17 protein-coding genes and 2 pseudogenes are annotated in these 17,273 nt (G+C 56.3%); 8 read left to right on the top strand and 11 right to left on the bottom strand.

Annotated elements, in window-relative coordinates; translation table 11 throughout:
- Nucleotides 1-5 precede the first annotated feature (5 nt).
- The 6 genes and pseudogenes from ACJ8HA_RS02655 to ACJ8HA_RS02630 all read right to left on the bottom strand — a co-directional run bounded on the left by ACJ8HA_RS02655 (nucleotide 6) and on the right by ACJ8HA_RS02630 (nucleotide 3,870).
- Entirely contained in the window at nucleotides 6-377 is a 372-nt protein-coding gene (locus ACJ8HA_RS02655; RefSeq protein WP_126502249.1) for a hypothetical protein, read from the bottom strand.
- Nucleotides 378-452: 75 nt separating this feature from the next.
- Nucleotides 453-908, bottom strand: a pseudogene (locus ACJ8HA_RS02650) (recombinase family protein); the annotation flags it as partial.
- Between the two features lie 84 nt (nucleotides 909-992).
- Nucleotides 993-1,238, bottom strand: a complete 246-nt coding sequence (locus ACJ8HA_RS02645; RefSeq protein ID WP_049295892.1) for a hypothetical protein — start codon at nucleotides 1,236-1,238, stop codon at nucleotides 993-995.
- Between the two features lie 14 nt (nucleotides 1,239-1,252).
- A pseudogene (locus ACJ8HA_RS02640) lies at nucleotides 1,253-1,438 on the bottom strand (DNA polymerase V); the annotation flags it as partial.
- A gap of 267 nt (nucleotides 1,439-1,705) precedes the next feature.
- Entirely contained in the window at nucleotides 1,706-2,647 is a 942-nt protein-coding gene (locus tag ACJ8HA_RS02635; RefSeq protein WP_025303334.1) for a LysR family transcriptional regulator, read from the bottom strand.
- A gap of 278 nt (nucleotides 2,648-2,925) precedes the next feature.
- A complete protein-coding gene (locus tag ACJ8HA_RS02630; protein WP_025303335.1) occupies nucleotides 2,926-3,870 on the bottom strand; it encodes an alpha/beta hydrolase family protein in 945 nt (314 codons plus the stop codon).
- Between the two features lie 917 nt (nucleotides 3,871-4,787).
- Here ACJ8HA_RS02630 and fdhD point away from each other — a divergent pair.
- From fdhD to ACJ8HA_RS02615, 3 genes are read left to right on the top strand one after another with little or no spacing between them, the layout of a single operon-like run.
- On the top strand, nucleotides 4,788-5,630 hold the full coding sequence (gene fdhD, locus ACJ8HA_RS02625) for a formate dehydrogenase accessory sulfurtransferase FdhD (RefSeq protein ID WP_025303336.1): 843 nt from the start codon (nucleotides 4,788-4,790) through the stop codon (nucleotides 5,628-5,630).
- A 58-nt stretch (nucleotides 5,631-5,688) separates the two neighbouring features.
- Entirely contained in the window at nucleotides 5,689-6,606 is a 918-nt protein-coding gene (locus ACJ8HA_RS02620; RefSeq protein ID WP_025303337.1) for a bestrophin family protein, read from the top strand.
- A gap of 34 nt (nucleotides 6,607-6,640) precedes the next feature.
- Nucleotides 6,641-7,603: a Dyp-type peroxidase gene (locus tag ACJ8HA_RS02615; protein ID WP_442515188.1), complete on the top strand. Its 963-nt coding sequence runs from the start codon at nucleotides 6,641-6,643 to the stop codon at nucleotides 7,601-7,603.
- Between the two features lie 26 nt (nucleotides 7,604-7,629).
- On the opposite strand, the gene arsC is transcribed toward ACJ8HA_RS02615, so the two are convergent.
- The 3 genes from arsC to ACJ8HA_RS02600 all read right to left on the bottom strand — a co-directional run bounded on the left by arsC (nucleotide 7,630) and on the right by ACJ8HA_RS02600 (nucleotide 9,762).
- Entirely contained in the window at nucleotides 7,630-8,061 is a 432-nt protein-coding gene (gene arsC / locus ACJ8HA_RS02610; RefSeq protein WP_025303339.1) for a glutaredoxin-dependent arsenate reductase, read from the bottom strand.
- 14 nt (nucleotides 8,062-8,075) lie between these two features.
- A complete protein-coding gene (locus ACJ8HA_RS02605) occupies nucleotides 8,076-9,365 on the bottom strand; it encodes an arsenic transporter (RefSeq protein WP_442515187.1) in 1,290 nt (429 codons plus the stop codon).
- A gap of 70 nt (nucleotides 9,366-9,435) precedes the next feature.
- Nucleotides 9,436-9,762: a metalloregulator ArsR/SmtB family transcription factor gene (locus tag ACJ8HA_RS02600; RefSeq protein ID WP_025303341.1), complete on the bottom strand. Its 327-nt coding sequence runs from the start codon at nucleotides 9,760-9,762 to the stop codon at nucleotides 9,436-9,438.
- 151 nt (nucleotides 9,763-9,913) lie between these two features.
- On the opposite strand from ACJ8HA_RS02600, the gene ACJ8HA_RS02595 reads away from it, so the two are divergent.
- The 4 genes from ACJ8HA_RS02595 to ACJ8HA_RS02580 all read left to right on the top strand — a co-directional run bounded on the left by ACJ8HA_RS02595 (nucleotide 9,914) and on the right by ACJ8HA_RS02580 (nucleotide 12,883).
- Nucleotides 9,914-11,023: a YbdK family carboxylate-amine ligase gene (locus ACJ8HA_RS02595; protein WP_049203958.1), complete on the top strand. Its 1,110-nt coding sequence runs from the start codon at nucleotides 9,914-9,916 to the stop codon at nucleotides 11,021-11,023.
- Nucleotides 11,024-11,118: 95 nt separating this feature from the next.
- Entirely contained in the window at nucleotides 11,119-11,298 is a 180-nt protein-coding gene (locus ACJ8HA_RS02590; protein WP_019453520.1) for a hypothetical protein, read from the top strand.
- 212 nt (nucleotides 11,299-11,510) lie between these two features.
- The gene (locus ACJ8HA_RS02585) at nucleotides 11,511-12,107 is read left to right on the top strand and encodes a hypothetical protein (protein ID WP_025303343.1); all 597 of its coding nucleotides are present in this window, start codon (nucleotides 11,511-11,513) and stop codon (nucleotides 12,105-12,107) included.
- Nucleotides 12,108-12,109: 2 nt separating this feature from the next.
- On the top strand, nucleotides 12,110-12,883 hold the full coding sequence (locus ACJ8HA_RS02580) for a DUF3307 domain-containing protein (protein ID WP_025303344.1): 774 nt from the start codon (nucleotides 12,110-12,112) through the stop codon (nucleotides 12,881-12,883).
- 48 nt (nucleotides 12,884-12,931) lie between these two features.
- On the opposite strand, the gene mgtA is transcribed toward ACJ8HA_RS02580, so the two are convergent.
- Nucleotides 12,932-15,631: a magnesium-translocating P-type ATPase gene (gene mgtA / locus ACJ8HA_RS02575; protein WP_043140563.1), complete on the bottom strand. Its 2,700-nt coding sequence runs from the start codon at nucleotides 15,629-15,631 to the stop codon at nucleotides 12,932-12,934.
- Between the two features lie 241 nt (nucleotides 15,632-15,872).
- Complete coding sequence (locus ACJ8HA_RS02570; protein ID WP_025303346.1) at nucleotides 15,873-16,571, bottom strand: MgtC family protein; 699 nt, start codon at nucleotides 16,569-16,571, stop codon at nucleotides 15,873-15,875.
- A gap of 433 nt (nucleotides 16,572-17,004) precedes the next feature.
- On the opposite strand from ACJ8HA_RS02570, the gene ACJ8HA_RS02565 reads away from it, so the two are divergent.
- A complete protein-coding gene (locus tag ACJ8HA_RS02565; RefSeq protein WP_230201393.1) occupies nucleotides 17,005-17,262 on the top strand; it encodes a glycoside hydrolase in 258 nt (85 codons plus the stop codon).
- The last annotated feature ends 11 nt before the right edge of the window (nucleotides 17,263-17,273 follow it).

The raw sequence follows: 17,273 nt of genomic DNA, 5'->3' as shown, positions 1-17,273 counted from the left end.
AATCCTTAATTCATTTCAGGATTATTAATTCCATCTAAAACCTCTCGGCAATATTCTTTTTTATAGGCTTCATCATTACTTAATGACTTAACCAAAAAATCAGCATTTTTCCAACCATTATCCCAATGCGTATCGAATCCTGACTGTTCATACTTTAATGTTCTAGTTAATGAGTCTTTTATTTGTTTTTTATATTTATCAATTTTCTCATTGGTTGCCCCACAAACATCATGTGCAACACGAGCATTTGAGCCAGAAAAACCTATTGCTGAAATTGCCATCGCTTCATTTGATTTGTCGAAATCATTCGCATATGCCACAGCATTAGATAAAGCGAATATGACAAGAGCAGGTATGATTTTTTTGTATGAAATCATCTTTCACCTCTAACTCATTGATTGTTCATGGGGTCAGTTGGGATATCGAAAATTATTGTACATTAAGGCTGCTTTTTAATCAGTCTCAACTTCTTTATAGAAGGCCTGAATGCGACAAACTTGGGAAGTACTGTAGCCTGTCGCGTCTGCTGTTTCTCGGATGCTCAGTTTCTTAATCTGTCGGTAGTACAGGACTTTCTGATGTCGTTCCTGATCTGCCTGTTTTCCCCGGTATCTACCCAACGTATGCGCCCGTTCAATTCCCTGCTTTTGCCGTTGGCGGCGACTCAACCAGTCCTTATGTGACATCGCGGCCATCAGGTCGATTAGCATGTTATTGATGGCGGTTATTACTGCACGGGTGATCGGGCCCGCCTGTGAAGGATCTTTCTCTGACAGCGCCTGCCATGAGGTAGGGACATCCAGGCTGACAATCCGTAACTCATGCTGCTCAATCTGCTTTTTCAACGTCATCCAGTCACTGTTGCTGAGACGGGTCAGGCGGTCTATCTGCTCAACCAGCAAAATATCAGTTACCGTTTGGGGGCGGCCAGCACAATCAGCATCCGTCGCTGCAGCGGCGACGGCCGGCGAACGTTAACCGTTGCCATGATGTCACTCCTCTCTCTTATAGATGAGGACATGCAGGCGCAGCCGGTCGGCATCAACACGTTCATCCATTATTGTGCCCGGATAGCCCTGCAGCGCCAGACCGTACCAGAAACTCAGAATGACAGAAGCCTTACCCAACTCTAGGGTGTAACCCATCCCGCCCTGGTTCAGATTGCATTTTTTAATCGCATCTTCTGCTTCCCGGGTCAGCTGCGCATAGCTGAGTGAAAAATTCAGTGCCTGATCCATCCTGCTCGCTCCATCTCACCGCTGGCGCGCACGAAATAGATGGCGTTGGGGTGCCGTACCAGCAGCTTGCCGATGTCCAGCCGACCTTCGACATAGTCCTGCGCCGGGGAAGGAAAACCGCAGGCCACGCGATCGGCAAACAGCGGTAACGTCAGGGGCTCACCTGGTGAAAAAGCATACAACCTTAAAGTACTCAGCATAATCACAACCAAGCTGTATATTTATACAGCAAGGCATAAACAAAACGCGAACGCGTGCAACCCCCTATCCCCCTGCGGATCGCGCTTTGCCGCGTAATATAATAATTTTCTGAGCGATTTTTTTTACGCCTGCTAAGTGTTTTACTGCCCCTTGCACACACGTTATCCACCAAAACTGTGGATAACCTGGCACTCGCCCCCACGGTATATCGATAGCCATGGTGAGTCATGCACTGTCATGGCGAACGGTGCCGAAGACCGTGATATTCAGCGATTAATTGGCGTGTTATCCCGTACTGCGCCCTTCTTCGTAAGCCACGGCGCGAGCTGCTCGGTTATCCAATCCATGAATACGTTAACTTTACGGGACAAATTATGACGATGCGCGACGACGAACCAGAACTTCATCGGCTCAGGCTCACAATCAGGCAGAATCTGCAGCAGCTCGCCACGCTCGACGTGGTTATGCACGCCAAGCATCGGTGACTGGATTAAGCCAATCCCCGCCAACCCAGCAGCAATAAACGACTGCGCATTGTTCAGCTTCAGCGATCCTGGCAGATTTAAATATTCATATTTACCGTTTTTCAGGTAGTCCCAGCCCATCGGCTTACTACCAATATTCGGCGTATAGTGCACGGCCACATGCTGATACTTGAGAAGGTCATCGATACTGTATGGCGTGCCTTTTCTCGCCAGATAATCCGGGCTGGCGAGGTTGAATACGGGCATTTCTCCAATCAGTTTCGCCACCAGGTTCTTATCGTAAACGGCACCCGCCCGGACAACGCAGTCGAAGCCTTCCTGTACCAGATCCACCCGCCGGTCGGTGCAAGATAATTCCAGCGTAATGCCGGGATAGCGGGAAAAAAAATCGGGGAGTTTAGGGATAATAATGCTGTTGGCTATATCCGTAGGCATATCCACCCTCAGCTTGCCTTTCAGTTCTGTCCTTTCGACAAACATCGTCTGCAGGTCATCTACCGAAGAGAGTATTTCTACTGCGCGTTCGTAAAACGCCAAGCCGTCTTCCGTCAGATGCACTGCCCTGGTGGTTCGATGTAACAGGCGTACGCCAAGCACGTCTTCCAGCTGGCGGATAACAATGGAAATTCGACTCTTATTCACCCCCAGATCGTCTGCCGTTTTTGTGAAGCTGCAGGTCTGGGCCACACGCAAAAAAATCCTCAGATTTTCCAGGGTATTCATGCGATATCTCCTAACGTTTTGCATATTCATGGGGAGGTCCAGACGTTATGCCACCGCAAAATATTATCCAGAACGACTATTCCGTCACAACCAGAAATAAATATATTAATTGAATAACAAAAAAAAGAAAGAAAAGCACCGCCAAAACGAGCGATGCCCTAGGAGAATTCCGTGAAATAAAAAGGTGATGGTGAAATGCAGTTTTTATAACTCCATGTGGACACACTCACTTATTCATCACATTAAAAATAAATACTGCTTAAAAGATCCATTCACCCTCAGTTCATGTAATTATTGAACCAGTCCAACATCAGCTTTGGCTCGCGTTGGAAGTACAGATAACCATCCCAGCGGTGGGTGGTATTACGGATCCAGTGCAGCTGTTTCTCTTTAACCGGCATGCTGTCGAAAATGTTCTGCACATCGGATGGCCGGGTCATCACGTCGTCATGTACCTGATAGATGAAAGTGGGAACACTGGTGTTGGTCCGCGCAGGCACGGAAGGATCCATGTCATCCAGATGGAAACTGGTGACCATCGCCAGACGTTCGTCAATTTCATCAAGACGGTCCGGGATGCCGGCCAATTCCGTCGCGACGCCGACGGCGGCACGCATGGAAATCGGCTGTGGCATAACCACACAACGGACATCATTGAACTGCTCCGGATATTTCGCCATCGCAAAGAACGTCGCGTTACCGCCCATGCAGCGACTGAACAAACCGATTTTCTTTCCTTTCAGGTCAGGACGGCTGCGGACATAGTTCAATGACCCCACGACGTCGCGCGCTTCCAGCACGCCGATGCTGCCGATACCGCCGTTAGCTTCGCCGCTCAGACCCAGATTGCGCAGGTCGTAAGCCAGTACGTTGTAGCCTGCATCGTGCAGAATTTTATAGTCCGGCAGGAAGCTGAAAGCAAAATCGTTACCGCCTGCAGCGCCGATGGAACGCCACGGCTCGCGGTCGGCAGGCAGGCCAGTCCGGCTGCACCACACAGGGTGGTTACAGATGATGACCTTGTCGGAACCTACGCAAGGGATGAACCACGCTTCCAGCGGCACGCCGTCCAACGCTGGGAAAAAGACGTCTTCATACTGCAAACCGAAGTCAGTGGGTTTGCCGATGACCGGAGAACGGATAGGTTTACTGAAAATAGCAACCATGCTTTCAACGATGGCATCGGCTTCTTCACGGCTTGGCGTAGACGTTGTCTGTGTCATGATATTGTGCTCCATTTATAATATATTGGTTAAAGTGCATATTAGTTAATCAATAGTTCGCAGATGCGCTGTATTGCTTAGCTGAGATGGATACTAGTAAGGATATTGTTTGCGATAAATAGCAAAAATATAAACGTATTGTTTCACTAAACAACAACAATAGGGGACGATGAGAAAAAGACAGAAGCAGCAATCAGACAGAGGCTGACCTCAGCGATAATAAAAAAATCACTTACACCAATAACAAGTCACAAGTCACAAGTCACAAGTCACAAGTCACAAGTCACAAGTCACAAGTCACAAGTCATTATTAATAACGCCAAAAATTCCATGACGTAAAAACCCACATAAAATGCCGACAACGTTTCAATTTGATAAGTCAGCGGCTCATTTGAAATCACGGTGAATATATCGATAGGGTTATGTTCACTCTGGTGGCTTGTCAGAAGAAAAAGTGCCGCGGCTGTTCAAGCGCAGACTCGTCGCAATGCCGCATCGTCGAGTACCAATTTTGACATTTTTGCACCGGTGCTTAATCACGTAAGGCTCATTGCCAGAGCAAACGACGACAGGATAAACCTGCTGATTAAAAAATGCGCCTCTTCTCCATGCCCCCTGACTTTCTAAAGCACTGTATTTTAATACCGTCATTGTGTTCGTGGCGCAAAGCGGCATCCATCGCCAAAAGTCGCCATACGCTGCAGTCCTCTGCGTAATATAATAATTTTCTTAGCGATTTTTTTACGCCTGCTAACGGTTTCACTCTGCCTTGCACACACGTTATCCACCAAAACTGTGGATAACCTGCAGGGCGTGATTCCCTACGCGAGCGGGATCAGAATCCTGTATAATCCCCACACCTGCTAATAAGAATTCATCCCCGTCGGCGCCTCGTCACCGACAGTCACGAGAACGTTATGAACAAGCACCTACTCCTCGCAGAAACCGACGATATCAAACAGGAATGCCTGTCGCGCCACGCGGTCTGGCAGCGCAACGATCTGGCTCAGGCGCAACAGGATTGGCTGGCGGAAGAAGTACCGGTCGCCCTGGTGTACAACGGCATTTCCCACGTGGTGATGATGGCGACGCCGAAAGATCTGGCGGCCTTCGCCATCGGTTTTTCGCTGTCCGAAGGCATTATCGCCTCCCCCGACGACATCTACGACATCCGCCAGCAACCGGCCTGCAACGGCATTGAAGTGCATGTGGAACTCTCGAGCCGCCGCTTTATGCAGCTGAAAGAGAAGCGCCGCAGCCTGGCCGGCCGCACCGGCTGCGGCGTCTGCGGGGTGGAACAGCTGCAGGAGGTTGCTCAGCCCATCGCACCACTGCCTTTCACGCAACGTTTCGATTTGGCGCTGCTCGACCGGGCGTTAGCGCAGCTGCAGGAGGTGCAAACGGTAGGAAAACTGACCGGCTGCACCCATGCGGCGGCCTGGATCCAGCCGGACGGCGCGCTCAGCGGCGGATGTGAAGACGTCGGCCGCCACGTGGCGCTCGACAAGCTGCTGGGCTACCGCAGCCAACAGGCGTGGCTGCAGGGTGCGGCGCTGGTGTCGAGCCGCGCCAGCTATGAAATGGTGCAAAAATCCGCCATGTGCGGCGTCGAGATCCTGTTCGCCGTTTCCGCCGCCACCCGCCTGGCGGTGGAAGTGGCCGAACGCAGCAACCTGACGCTGGTGGGCTTCAGCAAACCGGGGCGCGCCACCGTCTATACACATCCGCAGCGGCTCTGGCAATCGACAACGGCGGCCTAACGCCGCCGGATAAGAATCGACTATTCTCAATAGCAGGACACCAGGAAGCACCCACGTCATGATAATTCGCCCGAATCAGAACTGGTTTTTTCGCCTGTTCGCCTGGCACGGTTCCGTGCTATCAAAGATCACCTTTCGCCTATCGCTGAACGTGCTGATGTCGATAGTGGCGGTGATCAGCTACCAATGGTACGAACAGCTCGGCGTGCATTTAACCATCGCACCGTTCAGCCTGCTGGGCATCGCCATCGCCATTTTTCTCGGCTTTCGCAATAACGCCGGCTACAGCCGCTTTGTCGAAGCGCGCAACCTGTGGGGCTCGCTGCTGATTACCGAGCGCTCCCTGCTGCGCCAGATCAAAAGCCTGCTGCCGGACGAATCGGCGGTGCAGCAAAAGGTTGCCAAGCTGCTGATCGCCTTCAGCTGGAGCCTGAAGCATCAGCTGCGCGGCACCGACCCGACCGCCGATCTGTACCACAATCTCAGCAGCCAAGAGCTGGCCGAGGTGATCGCCAGCCCGATGCCGACCAACCGCATCCTGCTGATGCTGGGCCAGGAGATCGGCAAGCTGCGCCGACAGGGGCTGCTGAGCGACATCACTTTCGAGCTGCTCGACAACAAGCTGAGCGAACTGTCCCACGCCCTCGGCGGCTGCGAACGGCTCGCCAGCACGCCGGTGCCGTTCGCCTATACCCTGATCCTGCAGCGCACCGTTTACCTGTTCTGCAGCCTGTTGCCTTTTGCCCTGGTGACCGACCTGCATTACATGACACCGTTTGTTTCAGTGTTCATTTCCTATACCTTCTTATCCTGGGACTCACTGGCCGAAGAGCTGGAGGATCCGTTTGGCGTGTCGGCTAACCATCTGCCGTTAAACGCCATCTGCAACACCATCGAGCGCAACCTGCTGGAAATGAACGACCAAAGCCCGCTGCCACCGCCGATGAAACCCGACGAGCACTTTAATTTGATCTGATCTATTTCACCCGAACACACTGGAGCCGAATGCAATGAATGCAAATAACCCTCTGCCGCAAGCCGTATTCACACCGGTGACGCGCCATGCCATCTTCATCGTCGCTACCCTGTCGCCCGTTCCCGCCCATCTGGCGGCGGTGCGCGCCTGGTGCGGCGACATTGCCGCCGTGGTGCGTTCGGTCGGCAAACGCGCGCCGGCAGGCAATCTCACCTGCGTCTGCGGCTTCGGCTCCGAAGCCTGGGATACGCTGTTCGGCGCGCCGCGCCCTCGCCAGCTGCATCCGTTCAGCCCGATCGGCAGCGGGGAGCGCGTCGCCGTCGCCACGCCCGGCGACATCCTGCTGCACATCCGCGCCGATGAAATGGATCTGTGTTTTGAACTGGCCTCTCAGTTGACCGCCAAGCTCGGCGACGCCGTGACGGTGATAGAAGAGGTGCACGGCTTCCGTTATTTCGATCAGCGCGCCATGATCGGCTTCGTCGACGGCACGGAGAACCCGGAGGGGCACGAAGCCTTCGACTACACGGTGATCGGCGACGAAGACGCGGCGTTCAGCGGCGGCAGCTATGTGCTGGTGCAAAAATACTTGCACGACATGCAGGGCTGGAACTCGCTCAGCGTGGAAACGCAGGAGAAGATCATCGGCCGCCATAAGCAGTCCAACATCGAGCTGGATGAAGCGGTCAAACCGTCGTCGTCGCACAGTTCGCTGACCACCATCACCAACGAGCAAGGCAACGAGGTGAAAATTCTGCGTGACAACATGCCGTTCGGCCGCCCCGGCCTGCGCGAATTCGGCACCTACTTTATCGGCTATGCACGCTCCCCGCAGCCGATCGAGCAGATGCTGGAAAACATGTTCATCGGCCGCCCGGCCGGCAACTACGATCGGCTGCTCGATTTCAGCCACGCGGTGACCGGCACCCTGTTCTTCGTGCCTTCCGCCCCGCTGCTGGAAGCGCTGGCCGACCGCAGCGGCGCCGAACTGCACTGATTGAATGAAATGCGGGGCCACAGCGATTAGCCGTTGGTTATCCTGTGGCCCTGCGCATCAATCACCGGCTCTCCGTCCTCTTTGCTGAAAGCGCCACGCTGCGGATCCGGCAGAATCTCCAACACCGCCTCCGACGGACGGCACAAACGCGTGCCAAGCGGAGTCACCACAATGGGGCGATTGATCAGGATCGGCTGTTGCAGCATGAAGTCGATCAGTTGATCATCGTTCCAACGAGTCTCGTCCAGTTTCAACTCGGCGTAAGGCGCGACGTTTTTACGCAGCAACGCGCGCGGCGTCATGCCCATCTCGGCCAGCAACGCAATCAACCGTTCGCGGCTGGGCGGCGTTTCCAGATACAAAATCACCTCAGGCTCAGCGCCGCTGTTGCGGATCAGCGCCAACGTGTTGCGCGACGTGCCGCAGGCCGGGTTATGGTAAATCTTGATACTGCTCATGACGGTTTCTCCGGTTAGGACAAAACGGACAGCCGCAGCGCCAGCGCGGCCAGGGTGACGAACAGGATCGGCAGCGTCATCACCAGTCCCACGCGGAAATAATAGCCCCAGGTAATGACGATGTTCTTTTTTGCCAACACATGCAGCCACAGTAACGTCGCCAGGCTGCCAATCGGGGTAATTTTGGGGCCGAGATCGCTGCCGATAACGTTAGCGTAAATCATCGCCTGTTTGATGACGCCTTCCGCACTGCTGCCGTCGATAGACAACGCCCCCACCAATACCGTCGGCATGTTATTCATGATGGAAGAGAGAAATGCGCTCAGGAAGCCGGTGCCAAACGTCGCTGCCCACAGCCCCTGCCGCGCCAATGCGTCCAGCACACCGGAAAGCCAATCGGTCAAGCCTGCGTTGCGTAGCCCGTAGATCACTAGATACATGCCCAGTGAGAAAATGACGATCTGCCAGGGCGCCCCGCGCAACACTTTACCGGTATCGATCGCTCGCCCGCGTTTCGCCACCGCCAGCAAAACCAGGGCGCCGCAAGCGGCGACCAAACTGACGGGCACGCCGAGCGGCTCCAGGGCGAAAAAACCCATCAACAACAGCGCCAATACGGCCCAGCCGGTCCGAAACGTCGTGCGATCGCGAATCGCTTCCCGTGGCACCGGTAAACGCGTCAATGCGTAGCGCTGCGGAATATCCTTGCGGAAGAACAGATGCAACATCACCAGCGTCGCCGCGACGGCGGCAAGGTTGACCGGCACCATCACCGCCGCATACTCCGTAAAGCCCAGCCGGAAGAAATCCGCGGAAACGATATTCACCAGGTTGGACACCACCAGCGGCAGGCTGGCAGTATCGGCGATAAAGCCCGCCGCCATGACGAAAGCCAGCACGGCAGCAGGTCGAAAACCGAGCGCCGACAGCATGGCGATCACGATCGGCGTCAGAATCAACGCGGCGCCATCGTTCGCGAACAGCGCCGCCACTACGGCCCCCAGTAGAAGCATATAGGTAAACAGCCATCGACCTTTGCCGTTGCCCCAACGTGCGACATGCAAGGCGGTCCAGGTGAAGAAGCCGCTTTCATCCAGCAACAGGCTAATGATGATGACGGCGATAAAGGTCGCGGTCGCATTCCAGACTATCTGCCACACCACGGGAATATCGCCGACGTGCACCACACCGCTCAATAATGCCAATCCCGCCCCGAACGACGCACTCCAACCGATGCCCAGCCCTTTCGGTTGCCAGATGACCAAGATCAACGTCAGAATAAAGATCGCCCCTGCCACTATCATCGCTGCTCTTTCGCCTTTTTAAGTTTACATATTCGATTTTTCATATGTATTTACGTAAATTTTTTTACCGTTACGGACAACCTTTCGCCACACGTTGCGCTAACTTCGTCATCTGTTCTGGCCGACACTGATAAGCCTGCTCAATAATCGCCGCGGCCCAAGCCGGCATATGTGGCGACAGGCGATAATGTATCCATTTACCATCGCGCCGATCGAGCAACAGCCCGCTTTCGCGCAGCATCGCCAGATGCCTTGAGATTTTGGGTTGCGGCAGCGCCAGTGCGCCCGACAACTCGCAAACGCACAGCTCGCCGGCGTGGCGCAGCAACAGCACCAGCGTCAGACGCGTCTCGTCAGACAGGTTTTTAAACAGCTTCAGCGGCGTCAATGACGTCATGTCGCACTCCCGTTAACCTTTATCTTCTCCACAAATCGCTCGTGAAGATACCATCTTCATATTCGAAAAAACAAATATAAAATGCAAAACGTTGCCCTCCTCACCGAGACATATACTTATCTTTATGCCGTTCTTGCAGGAAGGAGGTACCATGCCGCTCACATTCAAACGTTCGGAAAGGCTCTCCATCGGCACCGAAATAGAGTTACAGCTGGTCGATGCCGAGCACTACGATCTGGCGGATCGGGCCGACCGGGTGGTCAGCGCGGTCGGCGACCGCCGGCGCGTCAAGCATGAGCTCACCCAATCGATGGTGGAGCTGAACAGCTCGGTGCACCGCGATCTCGATGAGCTGCACGCCGAGCTGCGCGCCCTGACCCATACCGTCCGGCGCAGCGCGCAGCGCCTGGGCTGCGACGTCTGCGGCGGTGGCCGGCACCTGAGCAACGACTGGCGCAAGCAGGTTATCAGCGACAGCGCGCGCTACAGGCAGCTGGCCAGCCGTTTTGGCTATCTCTCCAAGCTGGCCTGCGTATTCGGCCAACACATTCACCTCGGCGTCAACGACGGGGACGAGGCGATGTACCTGTGCCATGCGCTGACGCCCTATTTTCCGCAGCTGATCGCGCTCAGCGCCTCGTCGCCGCTGTATCAGGGGGTCGACACGCGCTTTGCCAGTTCCCGCTTCAGCGCCCAGAATTCTTTCCCCAACTACGGGTGCCTGGAACACATCTACAGCTGGCGCGAATTCAACGCTTACTACGAACGGTTGAACGCCGCCGGCGTGATTGAAAGCGTCAAGGATATTTACTGGGATGCACGGCCGAAACCGGAGCTGGGCACGGTGGAGATCCGCATCTGCGATACGCCGCTGCGCCTCGCGCACGCCGTGCTGCTGGTCGGTTACTGCCGTCTGCTGGCCGATTTTCTGTTGCAACGCCGGACGCCGATCGCGCCGGAATACGATGCCTTCACCCACTACAACAAGATCAACGCCTATCGCAGCGGTTTCGCCGCCGAATACGTCGATCCCACGACGCTGCGCCGCAGCAGCCTGACCGCCCACATCCTGCACACCCTCGAGGCGCTGAGCGATTTCGCCGAGCAGCGGGAGGATCGGGCCGTGTTACAGGCCGTCGAGCGCCATGTCCGCCAGGGCATCAGCGATTCGGAGCATATCCGTCAGATGTTGCACAACGGCCTGCCGCAGGCTCAGGTGATCAAACGCCTGTGCGATGAGCTGTTGCAACCGGCAAGTTAAGTTTCGGCTATCGATTCCATACGCCAAAGCCACTGTTCATTATGTGCTCTTTCGCTACAATCGTGAGCACTGACATTCACCGTATCGAGGACACCATGTACAACTTCTCCCGCTATCAGGCAAAAGAACTGGCGCTGGCTTACATGAGCGGCAAAAAACACGATCTGTCGCCGCAGGAGTTTTTGCAACAGCTGAAAAGCAGCGAACGATCGTTTGAGCACCTGCTGAAGCACGGCAGCGAAATGCCGCGTGAAGTGCTGGTTAAAAGTTTCTGAACGGCCGGTTGCCGGCCATTTTCCCTCTACACCGCCGGTGGCGAGCCTGACAGGCCCGCGCATTCCCGGCCGTTCGTCCCCTTTCCTCACGCCACCGCATTTCGTTCTCACAGGCGAATTCCCTACAAATTCGTATCCAAAGACGAATTATTGACATATTCGTATCCAGGTGCGAATTTATAGTCATCCCTCGGTAAGCAACGGAACACGCTATGTCGACGCCAATCAGCGTAATCAGCGGCGATCTGGTCGATTCTCGCCGATCAGACACCGTCAACTACCTCAACGAGCTGCACAGCCTGCTCGATCGGCTGCAGCGCGACGGGCAGCTTCATCAGGTGGAAATCTTTCGCGGCGACGCCTTCCAGGCGCAGGCCGCCCCGGAGGACGGGCTGCTGCTGGCGGTATATATTCGCCTCGCGCTGCGGGCGATGGGCGCCGCGCACTGGGATGCGCGCGTCGCCGTCGGGCTGGGCAGCCAACGGCCCGACGCCGCGGGTTACGGCAGTGCCTTTATCAACTCCGGCAGCGCGCTGGACGCCATGGCGAAAAATTGCCGCCTGGCTCTGAAAACCGACAACGATCGGACAAACGCCATTGTCAGCGATCTGCTGCCGATGTTAGATCATGTGATTGGCCGCCTGTCGCAGACCGAAGCGCGCATCGTCCAGATGAGAATGTTCGCCGACAGCGGCGCCGCCGTGGCGGACCAGCTGCAAAAAGCCGCCTCCACGGTCTCCGCCGCACTGAAACGCGCGGCCTACGAGGAAATCATGCGGTTTATTCACGCCATTAACAGGATCGTCTGACTATGGATCTGACCTATGCGCCTTTGCTGGCCTGGCTGTTGCTCGTCCATCTGCTGGCGGATTTTCCGCTGCAGCCGCTGAGTTGGGTGGAAGACAAAATCCAACATCGCGCGCGTTCGCGTTTTCTGGTATTGCACGCGTTGCTGCACGGGGTGCTGGCCGCCTGGGTGGTGGCCGGGTTCGGCCTGCTGCACGGCGGGCTTTCTTCACTTCAGGTGCTGGTCAGCCTGCTGGTCATCGCCGTCAGCCATTACCTGATCGATTTGCTGAAAGTCACCGTCATGACCCGCCTGAGCCCGGCCCGCAGTTTCCTGCTCGATCAGGGGTTGCATCTGGCGGTGATCACCTTGCTGTGGCTGGGGCTGACGCCGAATGCCGGTGAACTGCTCGCCGCGCTGGGGCAGCAGTTGGGGCGTTGGCAAATTGGCCTGGTGCTGGTGGCCTACAGCCTGATTTATCTGCCGATGAGCCTGCTGATCGGGCAACTACTGGCGCACTGGACGCCGCAAATGCCGCCTTCGGCCAAGGCCGACAACGATTCGCTGCTGCGCGCGGGCAAACAGATTGGCTATCTGGAGAGAACGCTGATCCTGACCTTCGTGCTGCTGGGGCAAATTCCGGCGATCGGTTTTTTGCTGGCGGCCAAATCTATCTTCCGTTTCGGCGATCTGCGCCAGAGCGACGATAAGATGCGCACCGAGTATGTGCTGCTCGGCACGCTGTTTTCCTTCACGCTGACCATCATGCTCGGCCTGCTGGTCAACAAACTGCTGTAGTAGTGCAGGGGCGAAGAATTTCGCCCCCGAAGTGAACGCCGAGGCGGCTTACAGCCACTCGCCGAAGCGGCGGATGTAGAAACGCTTCATCAACTGCGCGACCACGCAGTAGCTGACCAGCGTAGCGGCCAACCACGGGAAGTATTCCCACGGCAGCGGCTGCAGGCCAACCAGGGCGCCGAGCGGCGAGAACGGAATGTAGATGCCGAGCGCCATCACCAACCCGGTGGTCAGCAACACCGGCAGCGCCGCGGTGCTCTGAATGAACGGGATCTTCTGGGTGCGCAGCATATGCACCACCAGCGTTTGCGACAGCAGCCCCTCAATGAACCAGCCGGACTGGAACAGCGCCTGGTGTTCCACGCTGTTGGCGGCAAACACGTACCACATCAACGCATACGTCGTGATATCGAAGATTGACGAGGTCGGCCCAATCCACAGCATAAAGCGCCCGATGTTTTTGGAGTCCCACTTGCGCGGTTTGCGCAGGAACTCTTTGTCCATCTTGTCCCACGGCAGCGACAGCTGAGAAATGTCGTACATCAGGTTCTGAATCAACAGGTGGATCGCCAGCATCGGCAGGAACGGGATGAAGGCGCTGGCCACCAGCACCGAGAACACGTTGCCGAAGTTGGAACTGGCGGTCATGTTCAGGTACTTGATGATATTGCCGAAGGTCTCGCGCCCTTTGATCACCCCCTCCTCCAGCACCATCAGGTTCTTTTCCAACAGGATGATATCCGCCGATTCCTTGGCGATGTCGGTGCCGGTGTCGACCGAGATGCCGACGTCGGCGTCGCGCAGCGCCGGCGCATCGTTGATGCCGTCGCCGAGGAAACCGACGGTATGGCCGTTGGCCTGCAGCATTTTCAGCACCCGCGATTTTTGCAGCGGTGTCAGCTTGGTGAAGACCGTGCGCTGTTCCACTTCGCGCGCCAGTTCTTCGTCATCCATCTGTTCAATCCGCAGCCCGGAGAGCGGCTCGCCCGGCTCCAGCCCGACGTCGCGGCAAATCTTGCAGGTGATCACCGGGTTGTCGCCGGTCAGCACCTTCACCGTCACACCGTTTTCCTGCAGCGCGGCGATCGCCTGCTGCGCGCTCTCCTTCGGCGGGTCGAGGAAGGTCAGCAGCCCTTGCACCACCATATCGCGCTCGTCGGCCACGCTTAGCGGTTCGGCCGGGCGCTGCGCATCCAACTCACGCGTCGCCAGCACCAGCACGCGGAAACCGTCTTCGTTGTACTCGCGGGCCAGCGCCTGCAACGCCGCACGGCGCGCGTCGTCCAGCTCCAGCATCTTGTCGCCTTCACGCACGTGGGTGGCGATCTCCAGCATCTCCTCCACCGCGCCCTTACAGATCAGCTGCTGCTTGCCATTCTCATCCGCCACCACGATCGACAGACGGCGGCGCACGAAATCGAACGGCAACTCATCCACCTTGCTGAAACGCCCCAGGGCTTCAATCCCCGGTTTGCCGCGCCCGAAACGGATCACCGCCTGATCCATCAGGTTCTTCATGCCGCTCTGATGGAAGCTGTTCAGCCAGGCCAGGTGCAACACTTCGTTATCCCTGGCGCCAGTGACGTCGATGTGGTGCTCGAGAATGATGCGGTCCTGGGTCAGCGTGCCGGTCTTGTCGGTGCAGAGCACGTCCATAGCACCGAAGTTCTGAATGGCGTTCAGACGCTTCACCACCACCTTGCGACGCGACATGGCGATCGCCCCTTTCGCCAGATTGGAGCTGACGATCATCGGCAGCATTTCCGGCGTCAGGCCGACCGCCACCGCCAGCGCGAACAGCGCCGCCTCGCTCCAGTCACCTTTGGTGAAACCGTTGATCAGCAACACCACCGGCACCATCACCAGCATGAAGCGAATCAACAGCCAGCTGACGCTGTTCACCCCGCGATCGAACGCGGTTTGCGCCCGCGAACCAACGATTGACTTGGCCAACGAGCCGAAGTAGGTGCGCCCGCCGGTCGCCACCACCACCGCCGTAGCGGTGCCGCTGGCGACATTGGTGCCCATCAGGCAGATGTTGGAGAGCTCAAGCAGCGCGTTCTCGCTGGACACTTCCCCTTCGCTCGACTTCTGCGCCACGTTGCCCATGGCATCGTATTTCTCGATCGGGATCGCTTCGCCGGTCAAAATCGCCTGGCTGATGAACAGATCGCGCGAGGCGATAAGGCGTACGTCGGCCGGCACCATATCACCGGCGGAGAGCTGGATGATATCCCCCGGCACCAGTTCGCGGATCGGCACTTCCAGCGTCAGCGGATGCGCGCTGTAGCTGCTGCGGCGCAGCACCGTGGCGGTGGTGCGCACCATCGACTTCAACGCTTCCGCCGCTTTGTTGGTGCGGTATTCCTGCCAAAAACGCAGCAGCCCGCTCAGCGTGACCATGGTCAGGATGATAATGACGCCGGTGAGTTCAGTTTCTTCACCGCTCTGGCGCGGCAGCCAATAATCGGTAAAGAAACTGATCGCAGCCAGCACCATCAGCACGAAGATAAACGGGTTGTTGAAGGCCTTGATCAGCTGGATCAGGGCATGCGGCGCCTTGTCATGGGCGACCTGATTGGCGCCGAACTGTTCCAGCCGCTCATCGGCGTCGTCCTGGGTCAAGCCGTTGCGGTTGCACTTCAGGTTCGCCAGCGTTTGAGCGATGCTGTTGGTCGCCTCTTGCGCAATGGCGTAGGTCACCGCGTCTTTATCACGGCGACGCGTTCTTTCATTAATCTGAGTCATAACGCTATTCTCTTATTTTCGTTCTGCGCACAGCGAAGCCCCGCCCGATAAACAGGTGACTCTGCGCAGCTTGGAATTTTTTATTAGCGTGACTAAATGGCGGAATTACCCTGTCAGCCACGCTGGAATCATTTTCCTTCCGGGGTCATCGTCCATAACGCCTCCTTAATGCTCCGCGTTATTCAGGCGAGCCCGAATAACCTGAGCATATAATCAAGTTAATAAATATTTATATAATTAATCAGACCGGTAATTCGGACGCGACGCGCCAGCGAACGGCACTCACGCTTTTCTCCAGGCTGACGCGGCAGACAATACCCTCAATTTCTTTTTGCGCGGCCGGCGTGGCGGTAATTTCCGCGCACACTTCCAATTGCCCCGGGCTGGAGATATCGGCGCTGCGCAAGGATTGCAGCCGCAAGGCCACGCCGTTCAGCGCCTGCAGAATCAGGGTGCGCACCAGAATTTCGTCCTGCTCACCGCAGGTCACCTGAATGCGATAGCACAGTTCCAGATCGGTTGCCTGCTGGTGCGGCTGCAGATTGATACGCTGCGCGGCTTCGCGCAGCAGGATATTGGCGCACAGGATCACCAGCGTAGCAACCACCGCATCCCAATGCTGGCCCAGGCCGCACAGGACGCCGATCCCCGCCGAACACCACAGCGTGGCGGCGGTGTTAAGGCCGCGAATGTTCAGCCCTTCACGCATGATAACGCCGGCGCCGAGGAAACCGATACCGGATACGATCTGCGCAGCCACCCGGCCGGCGCTGGCCGGATCGGTGGACATGGAGCTGAGAATAAAGACCGCCGCACCGGTCGCCACCAGCGCATTGGTGCGCAGGCCGGCCATGCGTTGGCGCCACTGGCGCTCGGCGCCAATGACCGCGCCCAGGCACATCGCCAGCAATAAATTTAAAACGAAAGGAGTCATAGCCATGACTGTCCCCTTAATTAACCGCAGGAGATAAAATCATGTGCTGTTTAGCACACGCGAAAGCGCGCTGAAAATAAATCAGCGAATCAGCGTGTCGTGCCTGGAGGGAAAAGGCTGTGGCTGCAAAATACCATAATAACGTCCAACTCGATTCACCTGAAACCGTCAGGCATCAGGAAACGTTTATTACTCGGGTATGCACAGCTCAGAAATAACTGGAGAGGGGTGCTGCCCGCCGATAACGGCAAGCAACAAATCAGAAGAGAATTGGTCAGCTTGCCTTATTTGTTTTATTACAACTACAACTGTCCAATTGAGTTTCTCCACCGAAATTTTGGCTGAGTATAGTGACGTCGGATAATGAAGTAAAGGCTAATTTATTAAACGAAAAATAAACTGGAATACGGCGATTATATTTCGATGTCACAAATAGAAGGTGGCGACATTGGGCGCCGACGCCGCCTTCCGGCCGCTGCATCAGGCTCTGTGGGACAAAGCGTTGTTGGACTTCCGCTGGCTCGATCGGGACGGCTGGGTGCAGCAGACGACCTTCAGCGACGGTTCGACGCTGGCCGCCAACTTTACGCGCAGCCTTTCACTGTCATCGCGGCCCACAGCCTGCGCGCCAAACTGGCCGACGGCCGCACATTCGACGTTACGCCTTAGCAAGGTCGCCGGCGGTGGGCTACGCTAGGCTATATTTCC

The organism is Serratia sp. CY33802, from assembly GCF_052169095.1.
Lineage (GTDB): Bacteria > Pseudomonadota > Gammaproteobacteria > Enterobacterales > Enterobacteriaceae > Serratia > Serratia bockelmannii.
Note: the sequence above shows the minus strand (reverse complement) of the source record. Positions and strands in the feature narration are given on the sequence as shown.

Excerpts from the sequence above, each read along its gene's own strand:
- ACJ8HA_RS02655 (WP_126502249.1), bottom strand. The coding sequence starts at position 377 with ATGATTTCATACAAAAAAATCATACCTGCTCTTGTCATATTCGCTTTA.
- ACJ8HA_RS02645 (WP_049295892.1), bottom strand. The coding sequence starts at position 1,238 with ATGGATCAGGCACTGAATTTTTCACTCAGCTATGCGCAGCTGACCCGG.
- ACJ8HA_RS02635 (WP_025303334.1), bottom strand. The coding sequence starts at position 2,647 with ATGAATACCCTGGAAAATCTGAGGATTTTTTTGCGTGTGGCCCAGACC.
- ACJ8HA_RS02630 (WP_025303335.1), bottom strand. The coding sequence starts at position 3,870 with ATGACACAGACAACGTCTACGCCAAGCCGTGAAGAAGCCGATGCCATC.
- fdhD (WP_025303336.1), top strand. The coding sequence starts at position 4,788 with ATGAACAAGCACCTACTCCTCGCAGAAACCGACGATATCAAACAGGAA.
- ACJ8HA_RS02620 (WP_025303337.1), top strand. The coding sequence starts at position 5,689 with ATGATAATTCGCCCGAATCAGAACTGGTTTTTTCGCCTGTTCGCCTGG.
- ACJ8HA_RS02615 (WP_442515188.1), top strand. The coding sequence starts at position 6,641 with ATGAATGCAAATAACCCTCTGCCGCAAGCCGTATTCACACCGGTGACG.
- arsC (WP_025303339.1), bottom strand. The coding sequence starts at position 8,061 with ATGAGCAGTATCAAGATTTACCATAACCCGGCCTGCGGCACGTCGCGC.
- ACJ8HA_RS02605 (WP_442515187.1), bottom strand. The coding sequence starts at position 9,365 with ATGATAGTGGCAGGGGCGATCTTTATTCTGACGTTGATCTTGGTCATC.
- ACJ8HA_RS02600 (WP_025303341.1), bottom strand. The coding sequence starts at position 9,762 with ATGACGTCATTGACGCCGCTGAAGCTGTTTAAAAACCTGTCTGACGAG.
- ACJ8HA_RS02595 (WP_049203958.1), top strand. The coding sequence starts at position 9,914 with ATGCCGCTCACATTCAAACGTTCGGAAAGGCTCTCCATCGGCACCGAA.
- ACJ8HA_RS02590 (WP_019453520.1), top strand. The coding sequence starts at position 11,119 with ATGTACAACTTCTCCCGCTATCAGGCAAAAGAACTGGCGCTGGCTTAC.
- ACJ8HA_RS02585 (WP_025303343.1), top strand. The coding sequence starts at position 11,511 with ATGTCGACGCCAATCAGCGTAATCAGCGGCGATCTGGTCGATTCTCGC.
- ACJ8HA_RS02580 (WP_025303344.1), top strand. The coding sequence starts at position 12,110 with ATGGATCTGACCTATGCGCCTTTGCTGGCCTGGCTGTTGCTCGTCCAT.
- mgtA (WP_043140563.1), bottom strand. The coding sequence starts at position 15,631 with ATGACTCAGATTAATGAAAGAACGCGTCGCCGTGATAAAGACGCGGTG.
- ACJ8HA_RS02570 (WP_025303346.1), bottom strand. The coding sequence starts at position 16,571 with ATGGCTATGACTCCTTTCGTTTTAAATTTATTGCTGGCGATGTGCCTG.